This is a genomic window from Janibacter limosus, from assembly GCF_004295485.1.
In the GTDB taxonomy this organism is placed as follows: Bacteria; Actinomycetota; Actinomycetes; order Actinomycetales; family Dermatophilaceae; genus Janibacter; species Janibacter limosus_A.
On the sequence record NZ_CP036164.1, the window covers coordinates 431214 to 451243 of the forward strand.

Sequence of the window (20030 nt, forward strand, 5' to 3'; positions counted from 1 at the left end):
GTGCGGCTCTCAGCCCTGGTTCTTCAGGGCTGCCAGACGGGCCTCGATCTCGGCGTCCTGGCTGTGGTCCTCGAGCTCGGCGAACTGGTCGTCGAGGGAGGCCGACTGCGCCTCGGCGCGACCCTGGACGAGGGCCTCCTGCTCGCGGATCTTCTGCTCGAAGCGACCCAGGTCGCTCGTGGGGTCCATGACGTCGATGGAGCCGACGGCCTCCTGCACGCGGGACTGGGCCTCGGCGCTGCGGGCGCGGGCGACGAGCGCCGAGCGGCGCGACTTCAGGTCCTCCAGCTTGGTCTTCATCGAGACCAGGCCGGCCTTGAGCTGCTCCACCTGCGCGTTCTGCGCCGTGATGGCCGGCTCGGCCGTCTTGGCCTCGTCCTCGTGCTGGATCTGTCGACCGAGCGCGACCTTGGCGAGGTTAGTGAACTTGTCGGCGCCGGCGGTGTCCCCGGCAGCACTGAGCTCGCCGGCCTTCTTGGCGGCGGCCGCAGCCTTGTTGCCCCACTCCCTCGCTGCGTCCTGGTCGCTCTTGAGGTCGCCCTCGGCCATCCGCACGTGCGCGATCGTCTGGGCCACGGCCTCCTCGGCCTCGGCGATCGAGTTGGTGTAGTCCCGCACGAGCTGGTCGAGCATCTTCTCGGGGTCCTCGGCGCGGTCGAGGAGGCTGTTGATGTTGGCCTTGGCCAGCTGGCTGACACGGCCGATGATCGTCTGCTTCTTGGTCATGATGCGTTCCTCCTGGCGGTGGGACCGCCGGTCGTGGTGCGTGTGGATGAGTTCGCCTGCGGGTCAGGTCTCGGAGTGCGTCGGACGGCAGAAGGGAGTTGGCTCAGAAGCGGCCACCCCCACCGAAGCCGCCTCCGCCACCTCCACCGCCGCCGAAGCCGCCACCCCCGCCGCCGAAGCCGCCAGAGGAGCCGCCCCAGCCGCCACCCCGACCGCCGAAGCCGCCGGAGAGGATGCCGCCGAGGACGAGGGAGCCGATGTCGATGCCGTTGTTGCGACCGCCACCGATGCCACCGCCGAAGCCGTGGAAGTCGTCGGAGCCGGAGTTGATGGAGGCGACGACCCGCTCGACGAGCACCTCGGCCTGGGTGAGGTGCTCCGACGCCTTGTCGAGGTCCTGGGTGCGCTCGCTGTGCGCGGCAGCCAGCAGGCGCGAGGCCTCGCGGATCTGGGTGCGTGGCTGCGTCCCGACCATCCCGCGGACGGTGTCGATCTGGCGCTCGACCGTGACGATGCGCGTGCGCACGTTTTCGTACCGGCGGTCGAACTTCTCGGTCCGCTGAGCGGTCCGGTCCGCGTCCTTGCGGTACCGCTCCAGGGCGGTGTCGAGGTAGTGCTCCGCGCGCTCGAGCCCGGCGAGCGCGCCGAGCACGTCGCCGCCGGAGCGGGCCCGGGTGCCCACCTCGACCGCCTTCTGCGCCTCGCCGACCGCGGAGACGGTCATCTGGTCGTTGGCCTGCAGGCGCTTGGCGTCGACGAGGTCGGAGGAGATGGAGGCCAAGGCGGTGTCGAGCGAGGCGGTGGCGTCGTCGAGCACCGCTCGGGCGGAGATGACCATCTCGAGCCGGGCGTCGGCCTGGCCCAGGGCGTCCTCGGCGGCCCGTGCGGCGGACACTGCCGAAGGGCGGTCCCCGGCGTCGACGTGCTGCTCACCGGTGGTGACGAAGCCGCGTGCCGACTCGATGAGGCGGGGTGCCTGCTGCATGTGGTCGTTGAGGGTCGTCAGGGACTCGCGGGGGTGGGTCGCAGACAGGCCGGCCAGCTCCTGCGTGGCGACGGGGATGCGCGACTCGACCTCGGAGATGCGGGTGCGCAAGGACGCGAGGAACTGGGGGACATTGGCCTCGAGGTCGCGCAGCTGGGTGAACTCCGCCTCCTGGGCGTCCAGCTCGGCGTCGGCGGCGCTGGTCAGGTCGAGGACCTGGGCGAGCCGGGCCCGCTCCTCGGGCTCGTCGAGCCGGCCGGCGCCGCGGGCGATGTCGAGCTCCTGCTGGATCCGGAAGGCGTCGGCGGCGCGACCGCGAGCCTCCTCGAGCGCGGCCGTGAACTGCAGGGTGGCCTGCTCGCCGAACTGTGCCTGGGCGAAGGAGAGCTCCTGCGTCGAGGAGCGGATCGCGTTGTCGAGGTCGACGAGGGCGGTCGCGACCTCCTGGCGCAGCTGGTCGGTGCTCTTGCTCGACATGACGGGAGCCGGCTGGTCGATCGGGGGCGGCGTCTGGGCGGACGTCTGTCGACGGGTGATGGACCTGATGACCCGGCCGATGATCGGGAGGATGAAGACCGCGATGAAGAAGAGCGAGAAGGGGGAGAAGAAGGAGAAGATCCCGCCACCGCTGCTGCCACCGCTGCTGCCGTCGTTGCTGCTGTCGCTGGCGGGGTCGTCGACCTGCCGCTGCAGGCCGGTGACGGCGGCCGAGACCGCGCCGGCCCAGTCGTCGTCGCCGAGTGCCGGCTCGACGTCGCGGGACTGGACCCTCGTCACGTCGGCCCTGCCGAGCCCGGAGTCGGCCGTGGTCCACATGCCATAGGAGCGGTCCTGGACCGCCACCGCGAGCAGCACGTCGTTGCCACCCATGCCGGACGTCTCGAAGGTCTGCTGGGTCCACTCGGCCCCCGACTGCCCGTCGAAGGAGTCGACGTAGACGACGAAGAGCTGCAGGTCGGCGTCCGTGCGCAGACCGTCGATCTCGGACTGGAGCACGCTGGTGTCCCCGAGGACGCCCGCGCGGTCGGTGATGTCACCGGAGACGCTGAAGGGGGCGTCGGCCGGGAGCGCCGTGGCGGGGGCGGCCGCCCACAGGACGGCGAAGACCGCTACGAGGGCTGCGAGCAGGCTCGCTGCCCGGTGCGTCCGACTGGTCCCTGTCACGTGGCCCCCTGGTCCGTGTCGCTCCCGCCGCGGGTGGCGGTACTGAGTCGTACGTTGCCACACGCAGGCCTGCCGTGGCAGGGCTGTCGGTGGGATGCGGCAGAATCGGGAGAAGAATGACTTCCTCACTCGCCCCGCTCATGAGCGCGATCGCCGGCCTGCCCGGACTCGCGGACATCCCCCGACACCGCGCCTCGAGCGATCAGGTGGACATCGTCGCCCCGACCGGGCTGCGAGCGCCGACCGTCGCCCTCATCGGCGGCGACGTCCCCTCTGACGCGCCGCGCCTGGTGATCACCTCGACCGCCCGCGAGGCCGACGACATGGCCGCCGCGCTCACGGAGCTCGTCGGGCCGGACCTCGTCGCGACCTTCCCCAGCTGGGAGACCCTGCCGCACGAGCGGCTGAGCCCCCGCAGCGACACGGTCGGTCGCCGGCTGGCCGTGCTGCGCCGGCTGCGTCACCCCGACGCCACGGGTGAGGGGCACGGGCGACCCGGCTATGTCATCGCCTCCGTCCGCGCGGTCCTCCAGCCGATCGCCAAGGGCCTGGCCGACCTCGAGCCGGTGCGCCTGCGGGTCGGGGACGAGCGGGCACTGCCCGAGGTCACCGCGGCACTCGCCGCCGCTGCCTATGTGCGCACCGACCTCGTCGAGCGGCGCGGTGAGTTCGCCGTGCGCGGCGGCATCCTCGACGTCTTCCCGCCCACCGACGAGTCCCCGGTCCGCGTCGAGTTCTTCGGCGACACCGTCGACGAGATCCGATGCTTCAAGGTGGCCGACCAGCGCAGCTCCGAGACGGCGCAGGAGCTGTGGGCGCCGCCGTGCCGCGAGATCCTCCTGACCGACGCGGTGCGCGAGCGGGCCGCGACCGTCGCGCAGGAGCTGCCCGGGGTCGCCGACATGCTGCTCAAGGTCGCCGAGGGCATCGCCGTCGAGGGCATGGAGTCCCTCGGCCCGGTCCTCGTCGACGGCATGGAGTCGATCCTCGACGTGCTGCCGAAGGGAGCGGGCGTCGTCCTCCTCGACCCGGAGCGGGTCCGCGCTCGCGCCCACGACCTCGTCTCGACGAGCGAGGAGTTCCTCCAGGCGAGCTGGGCCAATGCCGCGGCCGGCAATGCCGTCCCGGTCGACCTCGAGGGCGTCCTCGGGACCGCGTCCCACTGGACCCTGGCGCAGGCCCGCGAGCACGCGCTCGACCTCGACCTGCCGTGGTGGACGGTCACCCCCTTCGCCGTCGACGACGAGCTGGCCGCGATCGCGGCCGACATGGACGACCGCGTCGACCACGACAACGTCGGGCTGCGCGTGCCGGCGCAGGAGCCGCCGCACTTCCGGGGCAACACCGAGTCGGCCGTCGCCCAGCTCGCCGAGTGGAGCGGCGCGGGGTGGCGCGTGCTCGTGGCCACCGACGGCGCCGGCCTCGTCGCGCGCGTCGCCGAGGTCCTCGGCGAGGCCGACGTCGCCACCCGCACGACCGGACCCGACGACCAGGTGGAGCTCTCCGACGGGGTCGTGACGCTGGTGCGGGCCAGCCTCGGTACCGGCTTCGTCGCCGAGGAGCAGCGCCTGGCCGTCATCACGGAGGCCGACCTGCTCGGCTCCAGCGGCACGGGAGCCACGACGCGCGACATGCGACGGATGCCGTCGCGTCGCCGAAAGCAGGTCGACCCGCTCCAGCTGCGCCCGGGCGACCACGTCGTCCACGAGCAGCACGGTGTCGGGTCCTTCGTCGAGATGATCCAGCGGACCGTCCAGGGCGCGACCCGCGAGTACCTCGTCATCGAGTACGCGCCCTCGCGTCGCGGGCACCCCGGTGACCGGCTCTTCGTCCCGACCGACCAGCTCGACCAGGTCACCCGCTACGTCGGCGGGGACGCGCCGCCGCTCAACAAGATGGGCGGGGGCGACTGGCACAAGACCAAGTCGCGGGCCCAGCGGCACGTCAAGCAGATCGCTGCCGAGCTGATCCGTCTCTACAGCGCACGGATGGCGACGCCGGGGCATGCCTTCGGCCCCGACACGCCGTGGCAGCGCGAGCTCGAGGACGCCTTCGCCCACGTCGAGACGCCCGACCAGCTCGGCACGATCGACGAGGTCAAGGCCGACATGGAGAAGACGGTCCCGATGGACCGCCTCATCTGCGGCGACGTCGGCTACGGCAAGACCGAGATCGCCGTCCGGGCCGCCTTCAAGGCGATCCAGGACGGCAAGCAGGTGGCGGTCCTGGTGCCGACGACCCTGCTCGTCCAGCAGCACCTCAACACCTTCTCCGAGCGCTACGCCGGCTTCCCGGTCACGGTCAAGGCACTCAGCCGGTTCCAGACCGACAAGCAGGCCAAGGACGTGCTCGAGGGGATGGCCTCCGGTGCCGTCGACCTGGTCATCGGCACCCATCGGATCCTCGGCAACGAGGTGAAGTTCAAGGACCTCGGCCTGGTCATCATCGACGAGGAGCAGCGCTTCGGCGTCGAGCACAAGGAGCAGCTCAAGGCGATGCGCACCAATGTCGACGTGCTCGCCATGTCGGCCACGCCCATCCCGCGCACCCTGGAGATGGCCGTCACCGGTATCCGCGAGATGTCCACTCTCGCAACGCCTCCCGAGGAGCGGCACCCCGTGCTCACCTTCGTCGGTGGGTACGAGGAGAAGCAGGTCGCGGCCGCGATCCACCGCGAGCTGATGCGCGAGGGGCAGGTCTTCTTCGTCCACAACAACGTCAGCAGCATCGACCGGACCGCCGCCCGCATCCGAGAGCTCGTGCCGGACGCCCGGGTCGAGATCGCCCACGGCAAGATGGGCGAGCACCGGCTCGAGCAGGTCGTCCTCGACTTCTGGGAGCTCCGCTTCGACGTCCTGGTCTGCACGACGATCGTCGAGACCGGCCTGGACATCTCCAACGCCAACACGCTGATCCTCGACCGGGCCGACCGCTTCGGCCTGAGCCAGCTGCACCAGCTGCGCGGCCGGGTCGGCCGCGGCCGGGAGCGCGCCTACGCCTACTTCCTCTACCCGCCCGACAAGCCGCTCACCGAGACCGCCCACGACCGGCTCCAGACCATCGCGAGCAACACCGACCTCGGGTCCGGCATGCAGGTCGCGATGAAGGACCTCGAGATCCGCGGCGCCGGCAACCTCCTCGGTGGCGAGCAGTCCGGGCACATCGCCGGGGTCGGCTTCGACCTCTACGTGCGGATGGTCGGGGAGGCGGTGGCCGACTTCAAGGGCGAAGGGGAGACCGCGCCCGCCGAGGTCAAGATCGAGCTGCCCGTGGACGCACACCTGCCGCACGAGTACATCCCGGGGGAGCGGCTGCGACTCGAGGCCTACCGGAAGCTGGCGTCGGCGGAGACCGAGGCGGACCTGGACGAGGTCATCGAGGAGCTCACCGACCGCTACGGCGAGCCGCCGGAGCCTGTGCGCAACCTCGTCGAGGTCGCGCGCCTGCGCATCGTCGTGCGCTCTGCCGGCCTGACCGACGTGGTCGCACAGGGCAACAACGTGCGCTTCGCCCCGGCCCAGCTGCGCGAGAGCAAGCAGCTGCGGCTGTCGCGGCTCTACCCCAGGTCGAGCTACAAGGAGGGCACCGGCACGGTGCTCGTCCCCAAGCCCATGACGGCGCGCATCGGGGGCTCGCCCCTGCGGGACACGGCGGTGCTCTCGTGGGCCACTGACCTGATCCGTCAGGTCATGCTCGATGATGTCATCGTGGACACAGGGGCGACGGCGCCCCGAGACACCTCGCGCTCGCGCTGAGGATCGACGAAAGGACCCACCAGTGCTCGGTCGACACCCCATCGGTCGCCCCGCTCGAGCGGCCGCCCTCGCGGCCGTGGCCGCCCTCGCCCTGAGCGCCTGCGGCGGCTCCGACGGTGCGCCCGCCGAGGGCAGCGACGCGGTCGCCGCCGCCGTCGCGGGTCAGGACATCACCGTCGGCGACGTGCAGCGCACGACACGTGAGCTGCGCACCTTCCTCGAGGCGCAGGCCGCCAGCTCGGGGCAGCAGCCGCAGCAGCTGGAAGCGAGCAGCGTCGTCACCCTGCTCGTGCAGGCGCCCGCCGTCCTGGACTTCGCCGAGGAGCAGGACATGCCGGTCCCGTCCGCAGCGTCGGTGCGCCAGAGCGTGGCCAAGGTCCTGCCGGCGCCCTCCGAGGAGACCGTCGACTTCCTGCGGGCCAACGCGCTCAGCAGCCAGCTCGACGACAAGACGCGCAAGCAGCTCCTCGCCCACCTGGACAAGCAGACGGTCACGATCAGCCCGCGGTACGCGGCCGCGACCGGCCAGACCCCCGACTGGCTCGAGCAGCCGGTCGAGCAGCAGCAGGCACCCGTGGAGGCGCCCTGAGCTCCGGTCGGCTCGTCCTGCTGGCGACCAGTCCTCGCGTCTCGCCGGGCCTGCTGAGCCGGGATGCGTGGCGCTCGCTCGAGAGCGCCGATCGGGTGCTGGCCGCTGACGGCGGCGACGCCCTCCCGCTCGCGCTCGTCGACGACGGCGTGGGCGTCGAGGTCATCGCGTCGACCACCGCACGGGAGCGGGCGCGTGAGCTCGTGGCCGCCGCGCGCGGGAGCGTCGTGCTCTGGGCGGGCTCACCCGACGGCGACCCCGGGCTCAGCGACGCGATCGCGGCCGAGATCTCCCGCCTCGAGGACGCGCCGGAGGTCGAGGTGCTCGTCGGCTCCTGGGACGTCGAGGGTGGTCGGCTGCTGGACGCCGTCGCCGTGATGGACCGGCTGCGCTCACCGGGCGGGTGCGCCTGGGTCGCGGCGCAGGACCACGCGAGCCTGGCCCCCTTCGTCATGGAGGAGGCGCACGAGGTGACCGAGGCGCTCGAGGCCGTCATCGCCGACCCCGACGACGTCCGGCTGCGCGCAGACCTGACCGACGAGCTCGGCGACCTGCTCTTCCAGGTGCTCTTCCACGCCCGGGTCGCCGCCGACCACGTCGGGGCTCCCTTCACCGTCGACGACGTCGCCGCGGCGCTCGTCGACAAGCTGGTGCGCCGCAACCCCCACGTCTTCGCCGACGCGCAGGCCGAGACCCTCGAGGAGATCGAGGCGCAGTGGCAGGCGATCAAGCTGCAGGAAAAGGCCGCGCGCGCCGACGACCGCTGAGCCCGGATCCACCGTCCGGGTTCTCGTGACGGCGTGATTCACGATTTTCGGGTGGTCGCGTGTGAGGGCGTGAGGTAGTCGCCGGTCTGTCCGGCTCTTCCACTGCAGGTCCTTGGTCGTGCCCCGGCGGGGCTGGTGGTCAGTTCCTCGCGGTGCCTGGTGGTGCGCAGGTGGCGGCGAACAGGACTTCCCAGGCGTACTGCCAGGGCCAGCCCTCGGGCAGATGCAGGCGCAGGCGGCGGGCGGAGCGGGCCAGCCGGGCCGGGACGCTGATCAGTTGGTCGCGGATGGTGGCGGTGGTGGCCTTGGCGTGGAAGAGGGAGGCCAGGGCCCCGGCGGCGCGGGTGAGGTTGAACGCGATCGCGGCCAGCACCAGCCAGGCACTGTTCGCCGCGAACGAGCCAGAGGGTGCGTGGGCCAGGGGACCGGAGCGCAGGTCGGCGTGGACCTGCTCGATGATGGCGTGGGCGCGGTGCGCGACCTCCGCGTCGAGCATGGGCAGCGGGGTGTCGGTGAACACGCCGTGGTGGCGGTAGGTGGGGAACAGCTCGCCTTGCCCGGCGGGCACGCTGGTGGGGTTGAGGCGCTTGACGCGGCGCACGATCAGCCGGGCGGTGATGTGCTCACTCTTGCGGCGGGAGGTGAACGCGGTGAAGGGAATCTCGGCGACCTCGGCGTCAGAAACCAGACGCTGTTCGTCCTCGTCCCAGATCGCGTTGGGGTAGCGGATCGGGACCCACGATTCCTCGCTGATGGTCGAGATCGCCGCTGTGACAGCTGTGTTCATCCGGGCGGTGACGGAGAACCTGGCACCGGACCGGTGGGCGGCGGCGGCCACGTCGTGGCCGTAATAGGCGGAGTCGGCGCGCACGATCAGCTCGCCGGTCGCGCCGGCGGCGCGGCTGGTGGCCAGTGCGTCGGCGACGAACTTGCCCGCGCCGCGGGCGGAGTTGGTGTTGCCCTTGCGCAGTCGGGTGCCCACGATGACCGGCGCGGCCAGCGGGGTGGACAGGGTGGCGATCAACGCGTTGACGCCCTTGACGTGGTTGTAGCCGTAGCCGACGCCTTGCTTGGCGTAGCCGTGGGTGGCCTTGATCGTGTCGTCGACGTCCAGGTAGGCGATTCGGTGCGCGCCGGGCAGGACCGGAGACTGTTTGGTCAGGCCGGTCAGGAACCGGGAGGCGATCGCGTCCAGCTGCCGCACGTGCCCGAAGGTGAAGGTGCGCAAGAACGTGCCCAGCGTGGAGGGAGCGCGTACCCCGGTGAACAGGCGGTCCATCCCGCCGTGGCGCAGCAGGTCCATGTCATCGATGGAGTCCGCGCCGGCGACCATCCCCGCGACCAGGGCGGGGATCTTCAGGTGCGCGTTGGCGCTGCCGTCCCCCTCGAGTGTCAGGTGCTTGGTGACCAGCCGGGCCAGGCCGGCGCGCTGGGCCAGCGCCATGGTCGGGGCCAGCCCGGCGCAGGAGACCAGGTTCGGGTCATCGAAAACGGCGGTGAGGTTGTGAGAGGATTGCATCTACCGGATGCCCCTTCTTTGCTTGGTGAACTGGAACTGTCGTAAGTCCCAATTCTCCTCGCTCGCAGGGGCATTCGCATGTTCCGACCCGCACAACTGCCTACGTCATCGACACCTCATCGGTGGATCCGGGCTGAGGCCCACCCCTTCATAGGGTCGGGGGCATGGACCCCCGGATCAGCTTCGTCACCCTCGTCGTGGACGACCTCGACGCCGCGCGCCGCTTCTACGTGGCCGGGCTGGGGTGGCCGGTGGCGCTCGAGGTGCCCGGTGAGGTCGTGATGATCCGGGTGGGGGAGCAGCAGGTCCTCAGCCTGTGGACGACCGACGGCTTCGAAGGGGAGGTCGGTCCAGTCCGACGCGGGGCCGGGATCGTGCCGATCACGTTGGCGCACAACGTCGCCACGTCGCGAGAGGTGGACGAGATCCTCGCCCTGGCGAGTGCGGCGGGCTCCTCGGACGTGGGTGAGGCGCAGCCGCGTGACTGGGGTGGGTACACCGGCTACTTCGCCGACCCGGCCGGGTTCCGCTGGGAGATCGCGGTCAACCCCGGGCCCATCGGGGAGTCCGTCCTGCCGCCGGACTCGCGGGCGGAGGTCGTCCGCAACGACCTCGACCAGCCCGTGGGCCCCGACCTGCCCGCCTGGACCCCGCCGCCCCGACCCGAGCTCGAGGCGATCACCGGCGCGTACTGCTCCCTCGAGCCCCTGGCCACCGGCCACACCGACGAGCTCTTCGTCGAGCTGGGCGCCATCGACCCCTCCCTCTGGACCTATCTGGGGGAGGACCCGATCACCGAGGCGGCCCCCTTCGCCCGGTACGTCGCCGGGAGGCTGACCGATGACTCGGTCGAGGTCGTCATCCGCGACGCCGATGGCGTGGCGTGCGGGCTGGTGGCCCTCATGCGGATCGACCACGCCCACGGCGGCGTCGAGATCGGCAACGTCCTGCTCGGCCCCCGCCTCCGGCGCACCACCGCCGCGACCGAGGCGATGGCGCTGCTCGCGCGGCACGTCTTCGACCTCGGCTACCGCCGCTACGAGTGGAAGTGCGACGCGCTCAACGCGCCCTCCCGACGCGCGGCCGAGCGGCTCGGGTTCGCCTACGAGGGCACCTTCCGCCGGCACCGCGTGACGAAGGGGAGGTCCCGCGACACCGCGTGGTTCGCGATGACCGACGACGACTGGCCGCGCATCCGGGCCGCGCACGACGCGTGGTTGGCGGAGGGCAACTTCGTCGACGGGGTCCAGCAGCGCCGCCTGGCCGACCTGCTCGCGGTGGGCTGACCTCCGCTCGCCGCGGGAGCAGCGCAGCGTGTGACGCGGGCCGCGTGGGGTGGGTCGGACCGCGACCAGCCCCCGGGGAGCGGTTACGCTCGGACACGTCCTTCCCCGTGTTGATCGAGCACCACCAAGGAGCCGGTAGTGGCCAGCATCGAAGCAGTAGGCGCGCGCGAGATCCTCGACTCGCGCGGCAACCCGACCGTCGAGGTCGAGGTCGCCCTCGACGACGGCACCATCGCTCGTGCGGCGGTCCCGAGCGGCGCGTCCACGGGGGCCTTCGAGGCGGTCGAGCGTCGCGACGGCGACAAGGACCGGTACCTCGGCAAGGGTGTCGAGGACGCGGTCCGCGCGGTCGAGGACGACCTCACCCCGCGCCTCGTGGGCTTCGACGCCAGCGAGCAGCGCCTCATCGACGGTGAGATGCTCGCCATCGACGGCACGGACAACAAGAGCGAGATCGGCGCCAACGCGATCCTCGGCGTCTCGCTCGCGGTGGCCAAGGCCGCTGCCGAGTCCGCCGGGCTGCCGCTCTTCCGCTACATCGGCGGACCCAACGCGCACATCCTGCCGGTCCCGATGATGAACATCCTCAACGGCGGCTCGCACGCGGACTCCAATGTCGACATCCAGGAGTTCATGATCGCCCCGATCGGCGCGCCCTCCTTCCGCGAGGCGCTGCGCTGGGGCACCGAGGTCTACCACTCGCTCAAGGCGGTCCTCAAGGACAAGGGCCTGTCGACTGGTCTCGGTGACGAGGGTGGCTTCGCGCCCGACCTCGGCAGCAACCGTGAGGCGCTCGACCTGATCCTCGACGCGATCACCAAGGCCGGCTACGAGCCCGGCACGCAGATCGCGCTGGCGCTCGACGTCGCCGCGAGCGAGCTGCACGAGGACGGTCGCTACACCTTCGAGGGCAAGCAGATCAGCGCCTCCGAGCTCGTCGACTACTACGCCGAGCTCGTCGACGCCTACCCGCTCGTCTCGATCGAGGACCCGCTCGACGAGGAGGACTGGCAGGGGTGGCAGACGATGACCGAGCGCCTCGGCGACAAGGTCCAGATCGTCGGCGACGACCTCTTCGTCACCAACCCCGAGCGGCTGGCCCGCGGCATCCGCGACAAGGCCGGCAACGCCCTGCTGGTCAAGGTCAACCAGATCGGCTCGCTCACCGAGGCGCTCGACGCCGTCGCGCTCGCGACCCGCAGCGGCTTCGCGTCGATGATGAGCCACCGCTCCGGTGAGACCGAGGACGTGACGATCGCCGACCTGGCCGTCGCCACCAACTGCGGTCAGATCAAGACCGGCGCCCCGGCCCGGTCCGAGCGCGTCGCCAAGTACAACCAGCTCCTGCGCATCGAGGAGGAGCTCGACGACGCCGCGATCTACGCCGGCGCGGGCGCCTTCCCGCGCTTCAAGGGCTGATCCCCGTCATGGCCGGTACGCCGCGTCGTCGCCCCACCCGCTCCAGCGGGCAGGGCGCGACGCGGCGAGCCCGCACGACCCGCCCCGCGGGACGGGCAGGGACGCGCACCCCACGACCTCGGACCGGGGCCGCGGCCCGACGGGCCCAGCAGGGGCGGGCCGTCATGACGACCCGTCGCTGGGTGGTGCTCGGGTCGCTCGGTCTGCTGCTGGCCGTCATGCTCCTGCCGACCGGCAAGTCCTGGTACGACCAGCGTCAGCGGCTCGCCGACCTGCGCCAGCAGGTCTCGGCGCAGGAGGCCAATGTCGACACCCTCTCGCGCGAGCGCGACCTGTGGGGGACCGACGAGTACGTCGAGGCCCAGGCCCGCAAGCGGCTGAAGTTCGTCATGCCGGGGGAGCGGTCCTACACCGTGATCGACCCGGACGGGGACGGCCCGTCGGTCGACCCTCAGACCGGAGCGGTGACGGCACCATCCACCCAGCCGTGGTACGAGCAGATCTCCTCCTCCGTGGAGTCCGCCGACGACCCCGCCTCGGCGCGGTGACTCGCGACGAGTGGGGCAACGACCTTGACCGGGTCGACCCCGTGGACCTGGAGATCGTGCACCGACAGCTCGGCCGACCGGCCCGGGCGACGGTCGACGTGGCCCACCGGTGCCCGTGCGGCGGGCCCACCGTCCTGCGCACGGAGCCACGGCTGCCCGGCGGCACACCCTTCCCCACGACCTTCTACGCGACCTGCCCGCGACTGACCGGGGCGATCTCCACCCTGGAGACCAGCGGGCTGATGGCGCAGATGTCGCAGCGACTGCTCGAGGACGAGGACCTGGCCGCCCGCTACCGCGCGGCCCACGACGACTACCTGGCCCGGCGTGCCGAGCTCGGCGACGTCCCCGAGATCGACGGCATCTCCGCGGGCGGCATGCCCACCCGCGTCAAGTGCCTGCACGTCCTCGTCGCGCACTCGCTGGCCGCCGGCCCCGGGGTCAACCCGCTCGGCGACGAGGCCCTCGACCTGCTGCCCCAGTGGTGGTGCGCCAGCCCGTGCGTCAGCACGGACGAAGGGAGCGAGCGATGAGAGTCGCTGCCGTCGACTGCGGGACCAACTCGATCCGTCTGCTCGTCGCGGACATCGACGAGACCGCCTCCGAGACGACGCCGATCGTCGACGTCGTGCGCCGCAGCGAGGTGGTGCGACTGGGGCAGGGCGTGGACACGACGGGATACCTGGCGCCCGAGGCGCTCGCCCGGACCCTGGACATGTGCCGCGAGTACGCGGAGCAGTGCCGCCACCACGCGGTGCCACCCGGCAATGTCCGCTTCGTCGCGACATCGGCCTCGCGGGACGCCAGCAACGCCGACGAGTTCATCGCCGGCGTGCGCGAGGCCTTCGGTGAGCTCGACGTCGTCCCCGAGGTCGTCCCCGGCTCCGAGGAGGCCGCGCTCAGCTTCACCGGCGCGACGGGCGGGCTGCTCGCAGCCGGGTTCGAGGGGCCCTACCTCGTGGCCGACATCGGCGGTGGCTCGACGGAGCTCGCCCGGGGTACCCACGAGGTCGTCGCCGGCACCTCCCTCGACATCGGTTCGGTGCGGCTCACCGAGCGGCACCACCGCACGGACCCGCCCACCCAGGAGGTGATCGACGCCGCGCGCTTCGACATCGCCGAGGCACTGGACGAGGCAGAGGCCCAGGTCGGCCTCGGTGGGGTCACGACGGTCGTCGGTCTGGCCGGGTCGGTCACCACGGTGGCGGCCCTCGCCCTCCAGCTCGACTCGTACGACCCCTCCGCCATCCACCTGGCGCGCATCTCCATCGACGAGATGATGACCGCGTGCGAGCGGCTGATCCTCAGCACGCGTGCCGAGCGGGCGGCCCAACCCTTCATGCACCCGGGGCGGGTCGACGTCATCGGCGCCGGCGCGCTCATCTGGTGGGAGATCCTCGAGCGCACGCGCGGTGCCAACGGCCCCGACCTCGTCGTGACGGTCTCCGAGCGGGACATCCTCGACGGCATCGCACTGTCGATCGTGCATCCTGCTGTGGTGGAGGACGAGTCCGCGACGGACTGAGCGTCACGCCCCTGTAGTCCAACTGGCAGAGACGCGCCACTTAAAATGGCGACCGGTGCGGGTTCGAGTCCCGCCGGGGGCACTTGATGGTTTCGGCGCCGTCACGGCCGGAGGCAGGATCGCTCCACGTACCCGACAGCTGTCCGGGGATCCTTCAGGCGGGCAGGTCAGGGGTCGGGCGGGCGTCGCGGCGGACGAAGGCGACGTCCGCATCGGAGACGATCCTGCCCCGGGCGTCGACCAAGCAGGCGCGGACGGGCTCTGCCGCGTCGGTGGTGACGGGGAGGAATCGTGGTCCCTGCTCTCGGGGGACATGCGCCACGCCCCACTGCTGCAGGGCGACCATGACGGTCTTCAGGTCCTCACCTGCAGGTGTGAGGTCGTAGGCGTCGCGGGTGCGCTGGCCGGGCTCTCGGTAGGGCACCTTGTCGAGGACCCCCTGCTCCACGAGCATGCTCAGCCGGGCAGTGAGGACGTCGGACGCGATGCCCAGGCGCTCGCGGAGCTGTCCGAAGGTCCGGGTGCCGAGGAGTGCCTCGCGGATGATCAAGAAGCTCCAGGAGTCACTGAGCACCCCGAGGCTGCGGATGATGGAGCACGGGTCGTCCAGGGCCCGGGCGAGCGTCGGGGACTGTCGAGGCATACCGGTCATCCTCCCTGACCTCGGCGTGGACGAGACATGGACAAGGCCATGACATCTGTGTTGGTATAACCAACCTAGCACTTGATCGTCCGACGCCTCCAGGAGCTCCCGGCATGACGCACCCTGCATCGAGCACGCTCATCGCCACCACGGACGCCATCACGCCAAGGCACCGGTCGACGACCTTCTGGGCCGCAGCCTCCGTGCTCGCCCTCGCGCTGTGGTCCTCGGGAGCGCCGAGCGTCCTGTACCCCATCTACGCCGCGCGGTGGGCCTGACGCCGGTCGTCGTGACATCGGTCTTCGCGACCTACCAGCTCGCGCTGATGGTCGTGCTACCGCTCTTCGGCAACCTGTCCGACCTGATCGGGCGCCGACAGGTCATGCTCGTGGGCGTCGCGCTGATCGGTGCCTCCGCACTCGTCTTCGCCGTCGCGCCCAACGTCGGCTATCTCTTCGTCGGGCGCATGCTGCAGGGCGCCGGAGCAGGCCTCGCGATGGGTGCGGCGACGGCCTCGCTCGTCGAGAACAACACCACCGGCAACCCGCGCTTCGCCAGCACCGTGGCGACGGTCGCGACGGCCGCCGGCCTGACCCTCGCGCTCCTGGTCAGCGGGATCTTCGCCGAGTACCTGCCGCTGCCCCTGGTGTGGAGTTACGTCGTCCTGCTCGCACTCTCGGCCGCGTCCATCATGGCTCTGCTCGCCTCACCTGACGACCGCCCGGCCGTGCGGGCCGGATGGCGGCCCCAGACCCCCTTCGTGCCGGCGGGGATCCGCATCGGCTTCGCGATCGCGACGCTGTCGGTCGCCCTGGCGTACAGCGTGGGCGCGATCTTCCTCTCCCTCGGCGCGCACATGATCGGCCAGTTCACCAGCACCGACAACACCGCCGTGGTCGGTGCGCTCCTGGCCATGTCGGCCTTCTTCATCGGCGGCACCGGGCTCTTCCTCGCCAAGGTGCCCGCCCGCACCCTCGTGTGGTCGGGCACCGCCCTGACGCTGCTCAGCCTGGCGCTCATGGCGGCAGCCAGCACGGTCCGGTCGCTGCCCCTCTTCCTGGCCTGGTGCGTCGTCGGCGGGATCGCCTACTCGCTGGCCTTCACCGGAGGTCTGGGCCTGATCAACCAGCTCGCCCCGCAGCATCACCGGGGCGCGATCCTCTCGCTGCTCTACCTGATCGCGTACACCCTCCAGGCCGTGACGGCGCTCGGCGTCGGTGCGCTCGCGACCTCCGGGACGCTCGGGCTGGCCGTCGGCGCGGGGGCCGTGGGGCTGGGTGTCCTGTGCCTGGCCACGGTCGTCCTCCTCCTCGTCCACCCCGCCCCGGCGCGGAGCACGCAGATGGCGCCCCAGCAGGGGCAGCCGACCGGCGGGTGAGCCGGACTCAGTCCTCGATCTTGCCGATCGGCGTCTTCTTCTCCGCCTGGAAGGCGTCCTCGGTCCGACCGCGCGCCCAGTACCCCGAGATCGAGATGGCCGCGCGGGGCACCTCGCGCCGCTTGAGGGCGGCGCGCACGCACTTGATCGACTCGCGCTCACCATGGGCGAAGACCTGCACGGACTCCGCCGCCAGCTCCTGCGGCCAGGCCACCGCGTCGACGGCCCGGGCGAGGAAGTCGACGTCGGTGATGTCGGGGTTGACGAGCCAGCTGACCCGGACACCGTCCGGCGCCTCGAGCTCGATGATGTCCTCCTCGAGCTCGACCTCGATCAGCGCGACCCCCTTCGCCTCGGTCGGCAGCGCCTCGAGCGATGCGGCGATGGCCGGCAGCGCCGACAGATCGCCCGCGAAGAGGTGCCAGCCGACGTCGGGCCGCGGTGCGTAGCCGCCACCGGGCCCCATGACGACGGCGACATCGCCCCCCTTCGCCTGCTGGGCCCACGGTCCGGCGTACCCGACATCGCCATGGGCCACGACGTCCAGGGTCAGGCGCAGCGCGGCCCGGTCGATCGCCCGGACCGTGTACGTGCGGGTCACGGGCTGCTCGTCGCCGGGCAGGCTCTCGCGCAGCGCCGCGAGGTCGAAGGGAGGCTCCAGCCCGAGGTCGGGGTCGACGAAGAGCAGCTTGACGTAGGCGTCCGTGGACTCCTGCGCCCCGAAGTCCGCGAGGGACTCGCCCGTGAGGACGAGCCGCACGAGGTGCGGACCGAGTCGCTGCGTGGACTCGACGGTGAGCACCCGCTGCGGCCGTGGGGCCCTGGGGGAGGGAGGCATGGGGGATCCGATCACTCGAGGTCCGACGGCGACGTGCCAGCGGAAAGTTGTTGGCTCAACAAAGGATACCCTTACCTTCGTGTGGGTCGACCGCCGGCCCCGTCGCCGAGCCGGCAACCGGGGCCCGGTGTCACCCGCCGGGTGGTCCGTGCCACGATGCTGAGCATGCAGATCGCAGACCACATCACCGACCTGATCGGCAACACGCCGCTGGTCAAGCTCTCCTCCGTCGCCCCCGCAGAGGCCGGCCTCGTCGCGGCCAAGGTCGAGTACCTCAACCCCGGCGGCAGCGTCAAGGACCGGATCGCCCGCAAGCTCATCGACGCCGCGGAGGCCTCCGGTGAGCTCCGGCCGGGTGGCACCATCGTCGAGCCGACCTCCGGCAACACCGGCGTGGGCCTGGCCCTCGTCGCCCAGGAGCGCGGCTACCGCTGCATCTTCGTCTGCCCCGACAAGGTGGGCAAGGACAAGATCGACGTGCTGCGTGCCTACGGCGCCGAGGTGCAGATCGTGCCGACGTCCGTCGCCCCCGACCACCCGGACAGCTACTACTCGGTGAGCGACCGCCTCACGCAGGAGATCGACGGGGCGTGGAAGCCCAACCAGTTCTTCAACCTCAACGGCCCTCAGGCGCACTACGAGAGCACCGGTCCGGAGATCTGGGAGCAGACCGACGGTGAGATCACCCACCTCGTCGCGGGGATCGGGACCGGTGGCACGATCACCGGCACCGGCCGCTACCTCAAGGAGGTCTCGCAGGGTCGGGTCAAGGTCATCGGCGCCGACCCCGAGGGCTCGGTGTACTCCGGTGGGACCGGCCGCCCCTACCTCGTCGAGGGCGTCGGCGAGGACATGTGGCCCGGTGCCTACGACCCGTCGGTGCCTGACGAGGTCATCGCCGTCAACGACGCCGAGGCCTTCGCCATGACCCGCCGGCTCGCCCGCGAGGAGGGCCTGCTCGTCGGTGGCTCCAGCGGCATGGCCGTGGTCGCCGCGCTCCAGATCGCCGAGCGCGAGGGACCCGACGCCAAGATCGTCGTCCTCCTGCCCGACGGCGGCCGCGGCTACCTGGGCAAGATCTTCGACGACGAGTGGATGGCGTCCTACGGCTTCCTCCCCGGGGACGAAGGGAGCGACTCCAGCGTCGGCGACGTGCTGCGCGGCAAGGGCGGCGAGCTGCCCGCGCTGGTGCACACCCACCCCAACGAGACCATCCGCGAGGCCATCGACATCCTGCGTGAGTACGGCGTCTCGCAGATGCCCGTCGTCGGGGCCGAGCCCCCAGTCGTCATCGGCGAGGTCGCGGGAGCGGTCAACGAGCGTGACCTGCTCACCGCGGTCTTCGAGGGGCACGCCTCCCTCGCCGACCCGGTGAGCGCGCACATGGGTGCCAAGCTGCCGCAGATCGGTGCCGTCGAGCCCGTCGGCGCGGCCACCGAGGCGCTCGAGCACGCCGACGCGCTGCTCGTCGTCGAGGGCGGCAAGCCGCTGGGCGTCATCACCCGGCAGGACCTGCTGGGCCACCTGTCCAACCGAGCGAAGGGCTGACCATGGGAGAGCACAAGAGCGCGGCGGACGCCCGCTCGAGCCAAGGATTTTCCACCCGCGCCATTCACGCGGGCTACGAGCCGGACCCGCTGACCGGCGCGGTCAACGTGCCGATCTACGCGAGCTCGACCTTCGCGCAGGACGGCGTGGGCGGCATGCGCAGCGGCTTCGAGTACGCCCGCACCGGTAACCCGACCCGTCGGGCACTCGAGGCCAACGCGGCCTCGATCGAGTCGGGCACCTACGGTCGTGCCTTCGCCTCCGGCATGGCGGCGACGGACGCGATCCTGAGGGCCTCCCTTCGTCCCGGGGACCACATGGTCATCCCCGACGACGCCTACGGGGGCACCTTCCGCCTCATCGACAAGGTCTTCGCCGAGTGGGGGATCGAGCACACGCCCGCGCCCGTCGGTGACGTCGACGCGATCCGTGCGGCGATCCGGCCCACCACCAAGCTCGTCTGGCTCGAGACGCCGACCAACCCGCTGCTCAACATCGGTGACATCAGCGCGGTCGCCGAGGTGGCGCGCGGCGCCGGGGCCCGCCTGGTCGTGGACAACACCTTCGCCAGCCCCTACCTGCAGCAGCCGCTGACGCTGGGCGCCGACGTCGTGGTCCACTCGAGCACCAAGTACCTCGGTGGCCACAGCGACGTCGTCGGTGGTCTCCTCGTGACCGACGACGAGGAGATCGACGCCCAGGTCGCCTTCCTGCAGAACGGGTCGGGCGGCGTGCCCGGGCCCTTCGACGCGTACCTGACCATGCGGGGGATCAAGACCCTCGGCGTGCGCATGGACCGTCACTGCGACAACGCGGAGGCCGTCGTCGACCTGCTGTCCGCCCGGCCGGAGATCACCACCGTGCTCTACCCGGGTCTGCCGGAGCACCCCGGCCACGAGGTCGCTGCCCGGCAGATGTCGCGCTTCGGCGGGATGATCTCGGTCCGCCTGGCCGGTGGGCGCGAGGCCGCCCAGCAGCTGTGCGCCCGCACCGAGGTCTTCACCCTCGCCGAGTCCCTCGGCGGGATCGAGTCGCTCATCGAGCACCCGGGGGCGATGACCCACGCGTCGACCGCCGGCTCGATGCTCGAGGTCCCCGACGACCTGGTGCGTCTGTCCGTCGGTATCGAGGACTGCTCGGACATCCTCGCCGACCTCGAGCAGGCGCTCGACGGGCTGGCCTGAGGCTCCTCCCGCTCGCTGACCGGGCACGTCGACCGGCCCCGTACCGCCTCTGGTGGTGCGGGGCCGGTCGACGTCTGTGGATGGCGGGAACACCGAGCGTCCCCCGAGCGCTTAGTCTGGTGACAGTCGGCGGCGACCTGGCCGCGCCAGCCCCTC

General features: G+C 71.5%; 17 protein-coding genes and 1 tRNA gene. 13 read left to right on the forward strand and 5 right to left on the reverse strand.

The features are described from left to right. Nucleotides 1–9 precede the first annotated feature (9 nt). Complete coding sequence (locus EXU32_RS02130; RefSeq protein WP_130628411.1) at nt 10–726, reverse strand: PspA/IM30 family protein; 717 nt, start codon at nt 724–726, stop codon at nt 10–12. Between the two features lie 103 nt (nt 727–829). Then, the gene (locus EXU32_RS02135; protein ID WP_165399541.1) at nt 830–2875 is read right to left on the reverse strand and encodes a TPM domain-containing protein; all 2046 of its coding nucleotides are present in this window, start codon (nt 2873–2875) and stop codon (nt 830–832) included. 116 nt (nt 2876–2991) lie between these two features. Between EXU32_RS02135 and mfd the strand changes: the two genes are divergently transcribed. The 3 genes from mfd (at nt 2992) to EXU32_RS02150 (ending at nt 7986) form a co-directional block, all read left to right on the forward strand. Beyond that, complete coding sequence (gene mfd, locus EXU32_RS02140; protein ID WP_130628413.1) at nt 2992–6630, forward strand: transcription-repair coupling factor; 3639 nt, start codon at nt 2992–2994, stop codon at nt 6628–6630. Nucleotides 6631–6652: 22 nt separating this feature from the next. After that, the gene (locus EXU32_RS02145) at nt 6653–7219 is read left to right on the forward strand and encodes a SurA N-terminal domain-containing protein (RefSeq protein ID WP_130628414.1); all 567 of its coding nucleotides are present in this window, start codon (nt 6653–6655) and stop codon (nt 7217–7219) included. A 95-nt stretch (nt 7220–7314) separates the two neighbouring features. Next, nucleotides 7315–7986, forward strand: a complete 672-nt coding sequence (locus tag EXU32_RS02150) for a MazG nucleotide pyrophosphohydrolase domain-containing protein (protein WP_242612855.1) — start codon at nt 7315–7317, stop codon at nt 7984–7986. A gap of 139 nt (nt 7987–8125) precedes the next feature. Here EXU32_RS02150 and EXU32_RS02155 read toward each other — a convergent pair whose 3' ends face one another. Next, nucleotides 8126–9505, reverse strand: a complete 1380-nt coding sequence (locus EXU32_RS02155; protein WP_130628322.1) for an IS1380 family transposase — start codon at nt 9503–9505, stop codon at nt 8126–8128. A 164-nt stretch (nt 9506–9669) separates the two neighbouring features. Between EXU32_RS02155 and EXU32_RS17630 the strand changes: the two genes are divergently transcribed. The 6 genes from EXU32_RS17630 (at nt 9670) to EXU32_RS02185 (ending at nt 14365) form a co-directional block, all read left to right on the forward strand. Further along, nucleotides 9670–10791 carry a GNAT family N-acetyltransferase gene (locus EXU32_RS17630; protein ID WP_130628416.1) on the forward strand — a complete coding sequence of 374 codons (1122 nt, stop codon included), beginning with the start codon at nt 9670–9672 and terminating at the stop codon, nt 10789–10791. 138 nt (nt 10792–10929) lie between these two features. Further along, nucleotides 10930–12210 (forward strand): phosphopyruvate hydratase, encoded by a 1281-nt coding sequence (eno, locus tag EXU32_RS02165; protein ID WP_130628417.1) that lies wholly within the window; start codon nt 10930–10932, stop codon nt 12208–12210. An 8-nt stretch (nt 12211–12218) separates the two neighbouring features. Next, entirely contained in the window at nt 12219–12758 is a 540-nt protein-coding gene (locus tag EXU32_RS02170) for an FtsB family cell division protein (protein WP_130628418.1), read from the forward strand. Continuing rightward, complete coding sequence (locus EXU32_RS02175; RefSeq protein ID WP_130628419.1) at nt 12755–13291, forward strand: DUF501 domain-containing protein; 537 nt, start codon at nt 12755–12757, stop codon at nt 13289–13291. The genes EXU32_RS02170 and EXU32_RS02175 overlap by 4 nt, the downstream gene beginning before the upstream one ends. Further along, the gene (locus EXU32_RS02180) at nt 13288–14283 is read left to right on the forward strand and encodes a Ppx/GppA phosphatase family protein (RefSeq protein WP_130628420.1); all 996 of its coding nucleotides are present in this window, start codon (nt 13288–13290) and stop codon (nt 14281–14283) included. Before EXU32_RS02175 ends, EXU32_RS02180 begins: the two co-directional genes overlap by 4 nt. Nucleotides 14284–14290: 7 nt before the next feature. Next, nucleotides 14291–14365: transfer RNA gene (locus EXU32_RS02185), tRNA-Leu, on the forward strand. A gap of 72 nt (nt 14366–14437) precedes the next feature. Here the strand turns inward: EXU32_RS02185 and EXU32_RS02190 are convergent. After that, nucleotides 14438–14926, reverse strand: a complete 489-nt coding sequence (locus tag EXU32_RS02190; protein WP_130628421.1) for a winged helix-turn-helix transcriptional regulator — start codon at nt 14924–14926, stop codon at nt 14438–14440. A 113-nt stretch (nt 14927–15039) separates the two neighbouring features. On the opposite strand from EXU32_RS02190, the gene EXU32_RS17095 reads away from it, so the two are divergent. Together EXU32_RS17095 and EXU32_RS02195 are read left to right on the forward strand one after the other, a co-directional pair. After that, nucleotides 15040–15204 (forward strand): hypothetical protein, encoded by a 165-nt coding sequence (locus EXU32_RS17095; protein WP_165399542.1) that lies wholly within the window; start codon nt 15040–15042, stop codon nt 15202–15204. A gap of 11 nt (nt 15205–15215) precedes the next feature. Beyond that, nucleotides 15216–16304 (forward strand): MFS transporter, encoded by a 1089-nt coding sequence (locus EXU32_RS02195; protein ID WP_165399543.1) that lies wholly within the window; start codon nt 15216–15218, stop codon nt 16302–16304. Between the two features lie 7 nt (nt 16305–16311). Here EXU32_RS02195 and EXU32_RS02200 read toward each other — a convergent pair whose 3' ends face one another. Continuing rightward, a complete protein-coding gene (locus EXU32_RS02200; protein WP_130628423.1) occupies nt 16312–17142 on the reverse strand; it encodes a siderophore-interacting protein in 831 nt (276 codons plus the stop codon). Between the two features lie 165 nt (nt 17143–17307). Here EXU32_RS02200 and EXU32_RS02205 point away from each other — a divergent pair, with 165 nt between their 5' ends. Further along, on the forward strand, nt 17308–18690 hold the full coding sequence (locus tag EXU32_RS02205) for a cystathionine beta-synthase (RefSeq protein ID WP_130628424.1): 1383 nt from the start codon (nt 17308–17310) through the stop codon (nt 18688–18690). Nucleotides 18691–18692: 2 nt separating this feature from the next. Continuing rightward, a complete protein-coding gene (locus EXU32_RS02210) occupies nt 18693–19874 on the forward strand; it encodes a cystathionine gamma-synthase (protein ID WP_130628425.1) in 1182 nt (393 codons plus the stop codon). Nucleotides 19875–20030 lie beyond the last annotated feature (156 nt).